We start from the raw sequence: 13,547 nt of genomic DNA, 5'->3' as shown, positions 1-13,547 counted from the left end.
TTTTAGATGAAGCATTTCCACCTCTCCACCTCGCTGCTGTGCTCGCTTTCGGGCACGGCAGCCGTGTTGCCCCTCCTTTCGTCCTGCTCCGCGCAGAAGAAGGCCGAGGCCAAGCCCTACAACATCGTCTACATCATGACCGACGACCACACGGCGCAGATGATGAGCTGCTACGACCGCCGCTACATCGAGACGCCCAACCTCGACCGCATCGCCGCCGACGGTGTGCGCTTCACCAACAGCTTCGTGGCCAACTCGCTGAGCGGTCCCAGCCGTGCCTGCATGATTACGGGCAAGCACAGCCATGCCAACGGCTTCACGGACAACACCACCTGCGTGTTCGACGGCTCCCAGCAGACCATGCCCAAGCTGCTCCAGCAGGCGGGCTACCAGACGGTCATCGTCGGCAAGTGGCACCTCGAAAGCCTGCCCACCGGCTTCGATTACTGGGAAATCCTGCCCGGCCAAGGCGACTACTACAACCCGCGCTTCATCACCATGCAGAACGATACCGTCACGGAGAAAGGTTATCTGACCAACCTCATCACCGACAAGAGCATCGACTGGATGGAGAACCGGCGCGACAAGGACAAACCTTTCTGCCTCTTCATCCACCACAAGGCCATCCACCGCAACTGGCTGCCCGAGCTGAAGTATCTCTCCCTCTACGAGGACAAGACTTTCCCCATGCCCGACAACTTCTATGACGACTACGAGGGCCGTCCGGCCGCCGCTGCGCAGGAGATGAGCATCTGGAAGGATATGGACATCATGTACGATACGAAGATGTACCGCAAGGATCTCAAGACTCCGCTCAAGGGAACTTATGAAGCCTTCATTGGCCGTCTGACGCCCGAAGAGCGTGCCCAGTACGATGCTTTCTACGCACCCATCATCGAGGAGTTCTACAAGAAGAACCCGCAGGGACGCGAGCTGGCCGAATGGAAGTACCAGCGCTACATGCGCGACTATGCCAAGGTGGTGAAGTCGCTCGACGACAACGTGGGCCGTGTGCTCGACTACCTGGAGGCGCAGGGCCTGCTGGACAACACCCTCGTGGTCTACACCTCCGACCAGGGCTTCTACATGGGCGAGCACGGCTGGTTCGACAAGCGCTTCATGTACGAAGAGTCCATGCGCACGCCGCTCGTGATGCGTCTGCCCAAGGACTTCCAGACGCGTGGCGACATCCCGCAGCTGGTGCAGAATATCGACTACGCGCCCACCTTCCTCGACCTGGCCGGAGCACCCATCCCCGACGACATCCAGGGCGTCTCTCTGCTGCCCTTGCTCCGAGGCGAGAAGCCGGCCGACTGGCGCAAGTCGCTCTACTACCACTTCTACGAGTATCCCGCCGAGCACATGGTGAAGCGCCACTACGGTGTGCGTACCGAGCGCTACAAGCTCATCCACTTCTACAACGACATCGACGAGTGGGAACTCTACGACCTCCAGGAAGACCCCAAGGAAATGAACAACCTTTATGGCAAGCCGGGCTACGAGGAAGTGACCCGCGAGCTGCACGCCGAGCTGAAGAAACTCCAGGCCCAGTACAAGGACCCTATTGAGGAGAAACTTCAGGCGGCAAAGGCCCGGCAGAAATAGTCTCTGCGGCACAGCCGGAACCGTTTCCGCAGGATTGCTGTAAGAATAAATAGATGCCCGTTACCGGATGGTTCATACCTCCGGTAGCGGGTTTTTCTATGCACCTTTCCAAAACGGGGAAAAACTTTCTATAGCCTTCTTAAAATAGGGGAAACCTTTTCCCTTTAAAGGAGAAGACCTTTCCCTTTCAAAGGTAAAGCCTTTCCCCTTTAAAGAGAAAAACATTCCCTCACTCGGGGAAAGGGGAGGAAAAAGGTCGCTCCTGCTTGTTAGGATAGGGCTTGTCTTTCTTCTGATTCGTCCGTGCAGGTTGGAAGTGTGGATGAAGAAATGGTTGAAATCAGTTTTTTTCTTATTTTTGCAATGAAAATAGCGTGAGTATAGATGAAAAACCGAAGACTTCCTTTTTATGTTTGCCTGCTGGCTGGTGCCGCGTGTGCATTGTTTTTTGCAGAGGCCTATCCGAAGGTAAGTGATTGGGATGTAGTATGCTGCTATGTAAAGTAGTTGAAGTGTTGGGAGATTTGTCTGATAGATTTTGTTGGATGTTATTTCTATATATTTGAGATATGGTATGAAAAAGTTAATTCTTTTCTTTTGTATCGTCGGGCTTTGTTCCTGTTCCCGTCAAACCGCTACCCATGTGTATACTTCTTTTGAAACGACGGATACGCTGGTCGCCCAGGTGCATTCCATCCCTCCTGTCATGCTGTATCCGAGAGGGTTGTTCCTGGACGGTTCCCGTCTGGTCGTTTTCAATGACAAGATGGATACCTGCTTTCAGGTGTTCGACCGTAACGATTTCCGGTATCTGTACAGTTTTGGCGTATTGGGTGAAGGTCCCGAAGATTTTCAGTTGCCTGTAGGGCAATTTGCGGGCCAGCATGCGGGGAAGACTTTTGTGACAGATATGGACAAGTTGAAGTCCATCTCTTTTGAATCGGGAAAACCAGTCATTTCCGTCCATCCGCTTCCTGTACAGCGTAGCTATTACAACGGCTTGATGATGCTGGCCGATTCTTTGTACGTCTGTGAAGCCGACCACGAAGATTCCAAAGAATATATTTTTATCCATCCGGACGGAAGTCAGGAGCAGAAAGTTGATTATCCGGAAACCGAAGAACGTTTCGGAAGTGTATTGGCCCGTAATCAGGCGTATGAACGATTGACCGCAGCCCGTCCTTCAGGAGAGTGCTTCGCCTCTTTCTATGTGTCCGACCGCCGTTTCCGCATCATCGACCGTTCCGGAAATATTCTGCATGACATTCTGTTGGACATTGCTCCCAAAGACCCGCAGATTCCTGTTGCATCTGATGAACGGCGGATCCATACACTGTCGGTCTATGCAACACAGGATCATATCTATACCTTGAACTTGGATATGAAGCCCGAAGAAATCTATAGCCGGAAGTGTCTTCCTTCCATTCAGGTATTTTCGTGGGAAGGAACACCGTTGGCGCAATGGCTCCTGGACCGTTTGGTCAGTTCGTTTGTGGTGGATGAGGACAGGCGGACCATCTATGGCGTGTTTGCCGAGAATGAGGCGGAAATATATACTTTCGGCTGGGGCGATGATTGAACGGATGGCATTTCCGGTATTATATTCCGGTTCGGATGTTTGGCTCTTTGTCTGTTTTTGTCTACCTTTGGTCTCTGTCTATAACAAGAATGGATGGAAACAAAAATACGCTATAACGATTTCCCGACTTTTCTGAAGCGGTTCTTCACCGGCAAGGTGCAGAAGATTTCGATCAATGCGGGTTTCACGTGCCCCAACCGCGACGGGACGGTGGGCTACGGCGGATGCACGTATTGCAACAACCAGACGTTCAACCCAGAATACTGCCGTACGGAGAAATCGGTATCCGTACAGCTGGAGGAAGGGAAACGCTTCTTTGCGCACAAGTATCCCGAAATGAAGTATCTGGCCTACTTCCAGGCCTACACCAACACGTATGGCGAGCTGGAGGCGCTGAAGCGCAAGTATGAAGAGGCACTGGCGGTGGACGACGTGGTGGGGCTGGTCATCGGTACACGTCCCGACTGCATGCCCGACGCCCTGTTGGATTACCTGGAAGCGTTGGCCCGGCGGACGTTCGTGCTGGTGGAGTACGGCATCGAGAGTACGCTGGACCACACCCTGCGCCGCATCAACCGCGGACATACGTGGCAGGCGGCGGTGGACGCTGTGGAGCGTACGGCCGCCCGCGGGCTGCCCGTAGGCGGGCACGTCATTCTGGGGCTGCCCGGCGAGTTGCGCGAGGATATATTGGGTCAGGCGGCAGATATCTCGCGTCTGCCCCTCGATACCCTGAAGCTGCACCAGTTGCAACTGATACGCGGTACCCGCATGGCCCGCGAGTACGAGGAGCGGCCCGAAAACTTCCACCTGTTCCATGACGTGGACGAGTACATCGCGCTGGTGGTGGACTACATCCAGCGTCTGCGCCCCGACCTGGTGCTGGAACGATTCGTGTCACAGTCGCCCAAAGAACTGCTCATCGCACCCGACTGGGGGCTGAAAAACTACGAATTCAACCACCGCCTGCAAAAAAGAATGAAAGAACTGGACGCCTGGCAGGGAAAGTTGTATAATCAATAAAAATATCGTATTTTTGCACCATGTATCAAGACTGGAATGAATCCAAATAAGACGATCAAAGTATGAACCAGAAAACATTGATTAAAGGAAAAGTACATTACGTAGGCGTGAACGACCGTAACAAGCACCTTTTCGAAGGAATGTGGCCTTTGCCCTACGGCGTTTCTTACAACTCGTATCTGATAGACGACGACATTGTGGCACTGGTGGACACCGTAGATGCCTGCTTCTTCGAGACGTATCTGCGCAAGATACGCTGCATCATCGGCGACCGCCCCATCCAATACCTCATCATCAACCACATGGAGCCCGACCACTCGGGATCCATCCGCCTCATCAAGCAGCACTACCCCGACATCGTCATCGTGGGCAACAAGCAGACCTTCGGCATGATCGAGGGTTACTATGGCGTGACGGGCGACCGCTACGAGGTGAAGGACGAGTCGATGCTCGACCTGGGCCACCATAAACTGAAATTCTACCTGACACCGATGGTACACTGGCCCGAGACGATGATGACTTTCGACGAAACCGAAGGCATCCTCTTTGCCGGCGACGCTTTCGGCTGCTTCGGCACGCTGGACGGCGGTTTCCTCGACACACGCATCAATCTGGACAAGTATTGGGAAGAGATGGTGCGCTACTACTCCAACATCGTGGGCAAGTATGGCAACCCCGTGCAGAAGGCACTGGCCAAGCTGGGACACCTGCCCATCACGACCATCTGTTCGACCCACGGACCGGTGTGGACAGAGAACATCGCCCGTGTGGTAGGTGTTTACGACCGCTTGAGCCGCTACGAGGCCGAGGAGGGTGTGGTCATCGTCTATGGCAGCATGTACGGCAATACGGAGCAGATGGCCGAAGCCATTGCCGCCGAACTGTCAGCACAGGGCATCAAGAACATTGTGATGCACAACGTAAGCAAGAGCAATCCTTCGTACATCCTGAAAGATATCTTCAAATATCGCGGGCTCATTGTGGGCAGCCCCACGTACAGCAACCAGATTTATCCCGAAGTGGACTCGCTCCTCTCCAAGATACTGGTGCGCGAGGTAAAGGGACGCTATCTGGGCTGGTTCGGTTCGTTCACATGGGCAGGTGCAGCCGTGAAGCGCATCGCCGAGTTTGCCGAGAAGAGCAAGCTGGAAATAGTGGGCGACCCTGTGGAAATGAAGCAGGCCATGAAGGAGATTACCTACGAACAGTGTGAGAACCTGGCCCGCGCCATGGCCGACCGCCTGAAGAAGGACCGGAAATAAGCGGTTAACGGTTAGTGGTTGGCGGTGAGTAACCATCCGGACGGATATTTACCATTTGCCATTAACCATTCATCATTACTATTATTACTAACCTTATAAAAATTGATCAGACATGAGACTAATCATTCAGCCGGATTACCAATCCGTATCGAAGTGGGCAGCTCATTATGTAGCTGCGAAGATCAAGGCCGCCAATCCTACGGCAGAGAAACCCTTTGTACTGGGATGCCCCACAGGTTCTTCACCCCTGGGTATGTACAAGGAACTGATTGACCTGAACAAGAAGGGACTTGTTTCCTTCCAGAATGTCGTTACCTTCAACATGGACGAATATGTAGGTCTGCCGAAGGAACATCCTGAAAGCTACTATTCCTTCATGTGGAACAATTTCTTCAGCCACATCGACATCAAGCCGGAGAATACCAACATACTGAACGGCAATGCTGCCGACCTCGACGCCGAGTGCGCCCGCTACGAGGAGAAAATCAAGTCGTACGGTGGTATCGACCTCTTCATGGGCGGTATCGGTCCCGACGGACATATTGCCTTCAACGAGCCGGGTTCTTCCCTGTCTTCTCGCACCCGTCAGAAGACGCTGACTACGGATACCATCATCGCCAACTCACGTTTCTTCGACAACGACGTGAACAAGGTGCCCAAGACAGCCCTGACCGTAGGTGTAGGCACTGTGCTCAGCGCCAAGGAAGTGATGATCATTGTGAATGGCCACAACAAGGCACGCGCCCTGTATCATGCCGTAGAAGGTCCTGTGATGCAGATGTGGACCATCAGTGCCCTGCAGATGCACGAGAAGGGTATCATCATCTGCGACGATGCTGCTACCGACGAACTGAAAGTGGGTACATACCGCTACTTCAAGGACATCGAGGCCGACCACTTGGATCCCGAGTCACTGCTGAAGTAAAACTTTTTAAATGAAGAATGAAGAATTAAGAATGAAGGATTTCCAAGCGTACGGAATAATTCTTCATTCGGAGGCGAAGCCGATATTCTTCATTCTTCATTTTTTTATCCTTCCTCCAGCCATCCGGCTCCCTGGCGTATAATCTCCGCTTCGCCCTGCGTGCAATCCACTACCGTAGAACCTTCCGTACCTCCGATGCCTCCGTCGATGATGAGGTCTACCGTGTCGCCCCACTTCTCGTCAATCAGTTCGGGGTCGGTGACGTATTCGATGTCGTCGTGCTCCTCATGAGGCAGAGTGGTGGTCATGATGGGAGCATCCAGCAGGCGGGCTATTTCCTGGATGATGGGATTGTCGGGCATGCGGATACCTACTTCCTTGCGGTTGCGGAAAATCTTGGGCAGGCGCGTGGTGCCGTTCAGGATGAAGGTGAACGGGCCGGGCAGGTTGCGCTTCATCAGCTTGAAGGTGGTATTGTCCACCTTGGCATACTCGCTGATGCTGCTCAGGTCGTAGCAGATGATGGAGAGGTTGTTCTTCTTGGGGTCGATGTCTTTCAGACGGCAGATGCGCTCGATGGCACGTTCCTTCAGGCCGTGGCATCCGATGGCATACATGGTGTCGGTGGGATAGATGATGAGGCCGCCGTCGTTCAGCAGGTCGACTACCCGTTGCAGGTCGGCAGGGTTGTTGTTCTTGTTGTAAAGTTTCAGAAGCATAGCATTTTAGAGGCTTGGTTTCTGCAAAAATACGGATTTTTTCCCTTGCCTGTACCTATTCCTTCCGCATTTCCTTTTCCAGTTTCTTGATTTTCTTCCATGCCTCCTTGAATTTGGGGCAGAGGGCCACGGCTTTCTCATAATTGCGCAGGGCGGCTTCGCGCATGTCGTGCTTCAGGCATTCGTCGCCCATATTGATGTATTCGCGGGCAAACTTCACGAGGGTCTTCTCCTTTTCGAGGGCGGCGGCACGCAGGGCACGGTTTTCTTCGCGCAGGCGGTTGATGACGTTTAGCTTGCGGCGGATGAGGCGCTGGGCGGCGGGGCGCTCGATGTCGTAGCGCGAGTGGATGGCCTTGAAGAACTCCGTGAGGAAGGTGTCGAAGTCGCCGTAGTCGAAGGCCTTGGCTGCGGCGGCATATTGCACGTCGGCCTGTGCCTGCTTCAGGGCGCGGTCGATGGCCTGGCGGTTGTTGAAGCGTTCGGCGAACTGTACGATTTCGGGGCGGACGAAGACGTCGGCACGGCTGACGGGCTTTCTCAGACGGATGCCTTCGAGCGAGGTGCAGCGGCTCAGGGCCACATAAGTTTGCCCGCCCGCAAAGACACCGCCCGTGAAGTCGATGACCACGCGGCTGAACGTCAGTCCCTGGCTCTTGTGGACGGTGATGGCCCATGCCAGACGGACGGGAAACTGGGTGAACGTACCCAGTTCTTCTTCCTCAATCTGCTTCTTCTCTTCGTTGTAGGTGTAGCGGATGTTGCGCCACGTCTCGCGGCGTACGTCGCAGGCACGGCCGTCGTCGGTGGTGATGTAGAGCGTCTCGCTGTCGAGGTCGAAGCCGCTCACCACGCCGATGGTGCCGTTCACCCACCGGCGTTCGTAGTCGTTCTTGATGAAGATGACCTGTGCGCCGGGCTTCAGTACCAGTTCCTGCGAGGTGGGCAGGCTGCTTTCGGGAAAGTCGCCGTGCACTTCGCCGAGGAAGCTTTCGGGCTGACCGGGCAGCTCCTTGAGGCGGCGCTCGTTGATGTAGTCCACGTTGTCGCGGCGGGTGGCCAGGGTGATGTAGAGGTCGTCGGCATCGACGGGTTCGGCAGCCGTGGTGTAGCGGGTGTTGAGCAGCTGGAGGTCGGCGGCACCGGCGGTGTTGTTGCGGATGTGGTCCAGCACGCCGATGAACTGCGGGTCGCTCTGGCGGTACACCTTCTGCAGCTCGACCGACACCAGTTCTATCTGGCTGAAGACACGGGCCGAGAAGAAGTAGGGCGTGGGGTAGAAGCGGTTCAGTATGTCGCGTTCGTCGGCCTTCACCACAGGCTCCAGCTGGAAGACGTCGCCCACGAGCAGCAGCTGCTTGCCGCCGAAGGGTTCGCGCAGGTTGTGGCTGTAGACGCGCAGGATGCGGTCGACGGCGTCGATGATGTCGGCCCGCACCATCGAAATCTCGTCGATGATGACCAGCTCCAGCTCCTCGAGCAGCTTGCGGTGGGGCTTGGTGTACTTGAAGAACTCGTGGATGCGCCCCTTCTGCAGGCTCAGGTTGGGGTCGTCGGGCAGCAGGGGATGGAAAGGCAGCTTGAAGAAGCTGTGCAGGGTGCTCCCACCCGCGTTGATGGCGGCGATGCCTGTGGGGGCCAGCACGACGTGCTTCTTGCGCACGTTGTCGCAGACGTAGCGCAGGAAGGTCGATTTGCCCGTACCAGCCTTCCCCGTCAGGAAGAGCGACTGGCGGGTGTACTTCACGAGGTTCAGGGCGTCCTGAAACTCACGGTTGCTGGTGTCGGGGAGGAAGGAGGGCAAGTTGTCAGCGGTTAGTTGTTAGCGGTTAGTGGTTAGTATGTAGTGGTTAGTTACTAACCGTTAACCACTAACCGCTAACAACTTCATTATGCCTTTGGCAATTCCGTCCTCGTCCACCGTGTCGGTGACGTAGCGGGCGGCGGCCTTCACTTCGTCGCGGGCGTTGCCCATGGCGATGCCGATGCCGGCGTGGCGCAGCATGGGGATGTCGTTGCCGCCGTCGCCGAAGGCAATGGTGTCTTCGAGGCGGATGCCGAAGTGGCTGATGATTTCGTCGATGCCCCGTTGCTTGGTGTTGCCGCGGGCGGTGACATCGACGAAGGCCGGATGCCAGCGTCCCATCTCGCAACAGGTGAGGGAAGGCGCAATTTCCGCCTCCTGCGCTTCGTCGAGGAAGGGCGTCAGCTGGAAAATTTCCTTGCCGTCGATGGCCTCGTGGAGGGGCGTGTCGGGGATGGGGGCAGTGACCCGCAGGTGTTCGTGGAAGATCTGCTGCACGCGTTCGTCGGGCTGGCAGACGCAGATGGTGTGCTCGCCCACCACGATACAGGGGATGCTCCGCTGGGCGCAGTAGCCGGTAAGCGTACGGACGTCTTCGGTGGGGATGGCACTCTTGTAGATTACCTCATCGCCCACGAAGCAGTAGGCACCGTTCATGGTGACGTAACCGTCTATCAGTCCCCGCTCCTGCAGGGGACCCAGGTTGTTGATGATGACGCGCGGGCGGCCGGTGGCAATGAAGATGCGGTGCCCCTTGGCCTTGGCGGCCGACAATGCCTCGACGGCCGAGGCGGGTATCTCGTGGGTACGGAAGCTGACGAGCGTTCCGTCGATGTCGAAAAACAGTGCTTTGGTCATTGGCTCATTGCTTAATACGGGGTACAAAATTAAAGATTTTAGGTGGAATAATCCAACGCATTCTCTTCCCTTTTTCGGGAAATGGCAAAGATATTTCGTACCTTTGCACGTCCTAACCAATTAACTATTCTTTTTTTATGATGAACAAACATTCCCTGAAAGACTGGCTGGTGGCCGTGCGCCCCTGGTCGTTTCCCGCTTCGGCAATGCCCGTGGCGGTGACGCTGGCCTTCCTGTACTGGATGCAGCAAGACGTGAACTGGACAAACGGTGTGTGGGCGCTGCTCAACATCATCGTGTTTCATGCCGCAGGCAATACGTGGAGCGACTACTTCGACTACAAGCACCGTGTGGACCGCGAAGACACCCACGGCGTGCGCACGCTGACGGGCGGCCTCTTCCGTCCGCAGGAGATTTTCCGCCTTTCGCTCTCGCTGCTTGTGGTGGCGCTGGTGGCAGGCATCGGACTGCTGGTACGGACGGGGCTTCCTTTATTATATATAGGTATAGGCGGAGCGGCCTGCACGCTGCTCTATCCGGCGCTGAAGTACCGGGCGCTGGGTGACGTGGTCATCTTCGTGGCCTATGCCCTGCTGCCCATGCTGGGCACGGCCTATGTGGCCACGGGCGTGATGGACTGGACGACCATGTGGGCAGGTGTCCCCGTGGGACTTATTACCGTAGCCATCCTGCACGCCAACAACACGCGCGACATTACAACCGACGTGCGGGCCGACATCCGCACGCTGGCCATGACGGTGGGGGCACAAGCCTCCATGGCGGTCTACTACGTGGAAGTGCTGTTCCCCTTCGTGTGGATTGCGGGATGTGCGGCCGCCGGTATCTTCCCCTGGTGGACGTTGCTGGTGCTTCCGGCGCTGGTACCTGCCGTGGGCAATGTGCGGCTCATGTCTTCCTACTCCGTGCGGGGCATGGAGGGCATCTCGCGCCTCGATGAGCTGACGGCCAAGCTCCAGCTGTTGTTCAGCCTGCTTCTGACGTTGTCGTTCGTATTAGCCCGCGTGTTGTCATGAAGAAACTGGTCTTTACCGTCGTGCTGGCCGCCGTATTGTGGGCGGTGATGTTCTCGCCCCTGACGGCGCCGTATGTCAACTTCTGGTGGATGATGACGGCTTCGGCCCTCACGCTTTCCATCCTTTCCACCTGTTTCAACCGCGGCTGGTGGCATGCCGTCCGTTTCGGCTGGGGCGAGGTGCTGGCAGGCGTGGGCATTGCCGCCGCCTTGTGGGGCATCTTCTGGACGGGCGACAAGGTCTCGTCGTGGCTTTTCGATTTCGCCCGTCCGCAGGTCGACCTGATATACGGCATGAAGGAGGGCGAATCGCTCTGGCTGCTCTCCCTGCTGATGCTGGTGCTGATAGGCCCGGCGGAGGAAATCTTCTGGCGCGGCTACGTGCAGCGCACCCTCTCCGACCGTTGGAGCCCCGATGCGGGCTTTGCGGTCACGACGTTAGTCTATGCGCTGGTACATGCCGCTTCGTGCAACTTCATGTTGGTGATGGCTGCCGCCGTGGCCGGCGTGGTGTGGGGCGGTCTGTACCGTCTGTTTCCCCGGCGACTGGGGGCCATTATCGTGTCGCATGCCGTTTGGGATGTGGCGGTGTTCGTATGGTTTCCCATCTGAAAGCGGAGGAAAGGACGGATTTTCCCGTATGGCACACCTTTTCCCTGCCGATGGGAAGACTTTTCCCTTTAAAAGGGAAAGGCTTTCTCTCTATGGGAGAAATGTTTTCTCTATAGGAGAGAAAGTGTTTCCTCGCCTGAGTGAAATGGGTAGAAACTCTTTTTGCTGGTAATGAGGTAGTTAACTGATGTGTAAAATATATGGCTTTCCCGACGGGAAAGAGGCTAAAGTAAAAGGAACATGATTTATAATTTCGACGAAATGATTGACCGTTTTGTTTTAACGGATTTAAAAGCCGAAATATAGTTTGTCAAGTTCATAAGGTAGCAGTGTGGGTTGATAGTTGCCTGCAAATGAAATATCTTCCCAAGACAGTGCATGGATATTGGGATGATTGACTATTACTTTAAATCTTTTGTCAAGTTCATTTGTGTGATGTAGCTTTGACATTTCATTGCTGACAGTCCATGTCATGCAATTTATACCTCCTCCCCATTCTTTGATGATAGTTGCAATGTTGACTTGATAAATTCTGTCTTCGTATGACGGATGGAGTTTTCTGATTTGTTCTAAAGCTTCTTTGTCTTGTGGCAGTCCCAGACCAGGTACGATAATAATGTCACGTGTCTGTAACATGTTGATGTACGCCCAGCTGTTTTCATGATATTTGCTTATTTCCAAGTCTACGACATCGAATCTCGCTTCAAACCTTTTTCTCATCTCCTTGGCGATGGCTTGAGGATACAGATTGAGGTTTGCCAGTATTTTCCCGTCTCCGATGTTGTGTACTATTCCATCTGTATGTCCGCAGATGTCTTCTTTATCCCAAGGTATCAGTATTATGTCGTCGTCGGGAAATGTCTTGCATAATTCCTCCATTACCTGTTGGCGTGTAAAGCTAGGGTTCTCTTTGAAAATCTTTTCGGTCATGATTATGTCGCTTTTGAGCTTCGGAACGTGGGATGTTTCTTGTTGCTTCTGCTCGCATGACACGATATTTCCTCCGTCTATATTCAGTGGAGACTGGTTGTAATGGAAGTTAAGTTTTAGAGATTGTATAACAGGTGTAGAGTCTGTTCTGTATGGCTCCTTTCCCTGCAGATAGTCTGGAAAATATTTGAATTGTACAAAGTCATTGTAGTATCGCTGGACAGGCATGTAATCTCTGCACCAATAGTCGGCGGTATTGTATAGCAGACCTGAACGAACATGGTTTTGTTGTAGAATTTGTTTGATTTGTTTGTATTCTAGAGGATAATGTCTGGCAAATAAGTTTGAAAAGAATACAGTATCCTTATATTGTTCTGTTATCATATTTTGTTTTCGGCTGAAGGGTTCGTATTGGTTGGGATTTGTCTGTTCCAGGGCTTGAATGTATAATTGTTGGCTTTTATTGTTGTTGATAGAGGATCGTAGCGTTTGAAGAAAGTGTTGGCATATCCCCATTGGTTGCCTGTTTGATAGAATGCATCATAAGCACAATATCCTTTTTCTTTGTATACTCCTGGGTCATTGCACCGTTTTGCCCAACTAAGTTTGAGATTTTCGTGTGCTTCCTGAAGCGGTACGATTTGCGGAAAGGAATTGTGGTCTGTATAGTTGAATAGAGCATCAGTACAATCCCATGGTCCTGTAACGATACTACTTTCACTCCTCTGTTTATCAATAATTTCTGTTCTTAGAAGGGTTCGGATTAGGATTCCTCCTCCTCCTTCGGTACATTCTTCCAGTGTATTGCCCACTTTCCCTTTGAAACAGATATCTGTACCGCTGGAGTGTAAGAAATAAACTCCTCCTTTTGCACAGTTTCTGGGGTATGGGAAGGGTGTTTTTCCATCTTCTTTAGTATCTGGATGGTTGGGGTTGATATAGTAAAACTCTATTTCCAGAAATCTGTATTCGACATCTATTGGTGAAGCTGCTCTGTTGGGGAGAAAAATACCTTTTTGCAGTATGCAATAGTGTTCCATCAGTTCTCTTGCGATTGATGAAAATTCTTGTTCTATGGATTGCAGACAGATGTCTTTGTCGGTTAAATTGAGCAAGTTTTCTAACTTTTCCATAAGTTTTAGTTTAAATGAACGTATATTAAGTTTGTACAAATATAGTACTTTTGCGTTTAGATGG

General features: G+C 53.5%; 12 protein-coding genes. 7 read left to right on the top strand and 5 right to left on the bottom strand.

Translation table 11 applies throughout. From position 1 onward, the window contains the following. Positions 1-6: 6 nt before the first annotated feature. The 5 genes from RDO88_RS09865 to nagB all read left to right on the top strand — a co-directional run bounded on the left by RDO88_RS09865 (position 7) and on the right by nagB (position 6,394). Positions 7-1,605, top strand: a complete 1,599-nt coding sequence (locus tag RDO88_RS09865; RefSeq protein WP_307759200.1) for a sulfatase/phosphatase domain-containing protein — start codon at positions 7-9, stop codon at positions 1,603-1,605. Positions 1,606-2,248: 643 nt separating this feature from the next. Beyond that, positions 2,249-3,184: a BF3164 family lipoprotein gene (locus RDO88_RS09860; RefSeq protein WP_307759199.1), complete on the top strand. Its 936-nt coding sequence runs from the start codon at positions 2,249-2,251 to the stop codon at positions 3,182-3,184. Between the two features lie 93 nt (positions 3,185-3,277). Next, positions 3,278-4,207: a TIGR01212 family radical SAM protein gene (locus tag RDO88_RS09855; RefSeq protein WP_307759198.1), complete on the top strand. Its 930-nt coding sequence runs from the start codon at positions 3,278-3,280 to the stop codon at positions 4,205-4,207. 62 nt (positions 4,208-4,269) lie between these two features. Continuing rightward, positions 4,270-5,469 (top strand): flavodoxin domain-containing protein, encoded by a 1,200-nt coding sequence (locus RDO88_RS09850; protein WP_307759197.1) that lies wholly within the window; start codon positions 4,270-4,272, stop codon positions 5,467-5,469. A gap of 112 nt (positions 5,470-5,581) precedes the next feature. Next, a complete protein-coding gene (gene nagB, locus RDO88_RS09845; protein ID WP_021846653.1) occupies positions 5,582-6,394 on the top strand; it encodes a glucosamine-6-phosphate deaminase in 813 nt (270 codons plus the stop codon). Positions 6,395-6,498: 104 nt separating this feature from the next. Here the strand turns inward: nagB and RDO88_RS09840 are convergent, their stop codons facing one another. Genes RDO88_RS09840 through RDO88_RS09830 form a run of 3 tightly spaced genes read right to left on the bottom strand, consistent with a single transcriptional unit; the run spans position 6,499 to position 9,775 of the window. Then, positions 6,499-7,113: an L-threonylcarbamoyladenylate synthase gene (locus tag RDO88_RS09840; protein WP_307759196.1), complete on the bottom strand. Its 615-nt coding sequence runs from the start codon at positions 7,111-7,113 to the stop codon at positions 6,499-6,501. Between the two features lie 55 nt (positions 7,114-7,168). Further along, entirely contained in the window at positions 7,169-8,917 is a 1,749-nt protein-coding gene (locus tag RDO88_RS09835) for an AAA family ATPase (protein WP_307759195.1), read from the bottom strand. 60 nt (positions 8,918-8,977) lie between these two features. After that, positions 8,978-9,775, bottom strand: a complete 798-nt coding sequence (locus RDO88_RS09830) for a Cof-type HAD-IIB family hydrolase (protein ID WP_307759194.1) — start codon at positions 9,773-9,775, stop codon at positions 8,978-8,980. Between the two features lie 140 nt (positions 9,776-9,915). On the opposite strand from RDO88_RS09830, the gene RDO88_RS09825 reads away from it, so the two are divergent. Both RDO88_RS09825 and RDO88_RS09820 read left to right on the top strand, forming a co-directional pair. Further along, a complete protein-coding gene (locus RDO88_RS09825; RefSeq protein ID WP_307759221.1) occupies positions 9,916-10,809 on the top strand; it encodes a UbiA family prenyltransferase in 894 nt (297 codons plus the stop codon). Next, a complete protein-coding gene (locus RDO88_RS09820) occupies positions 10,806-11,420 on the top strand; it encodes a type II CAAX prenyl endopeptidase Rce1 family protein (protein WP_307759193.1) in 615 nt (204 codons plus the stop codon). The genes RDO88_RS09825 and RDO88_RS09820 overlap by 4 nt, the downstream gene beginning before the upstream one ends. Positions 11,421-11,708: 288 nt before the next feature. On the opposite strand, the gene RDO88_RS09815 is transcribed toward RDO88_RS09820, so the two are convergent. Then, entirely contained in the window at positions 11,709-12,734 is a 1,026-nt protein-coding gene (locus tag RDO88_RS09815) for an agmatine deiminase family protein (RefSeq protein WP_307759192.1), read from the bottom strand. Further along, positions 12,731-13,483 (bottom strand): hypothetical protein, encoded by a 753-nt coding sequence (locus tag RDO88_RS09810; RefSeq protein WP_307759191.1) that lies wholly within the window; start codon positions 13,481-13,483, stop codon positions 12,731-12,733. The genes RDO88_RS09815 and RDO88_RS09810 overlap by 4 nt, the downstream gene beginning before the upstream one ends. Positions 13,484-13,547: the final 64 nt, after the last annotated feature.

The sequence above is a fragment of the uncultured Mediterranea sp. genome, from assembly GCF_902493215.1.
Classification (GTDB): Bacteria; Bacteroidota; Bacteroidia; order Bacteroidales; family Bacteroidaceae; genus Bacteroides.
Note: the sequence above shows the minus strand (reverse complement) of the source record. Positions and strands in the feature narration are given on the sequence as shown.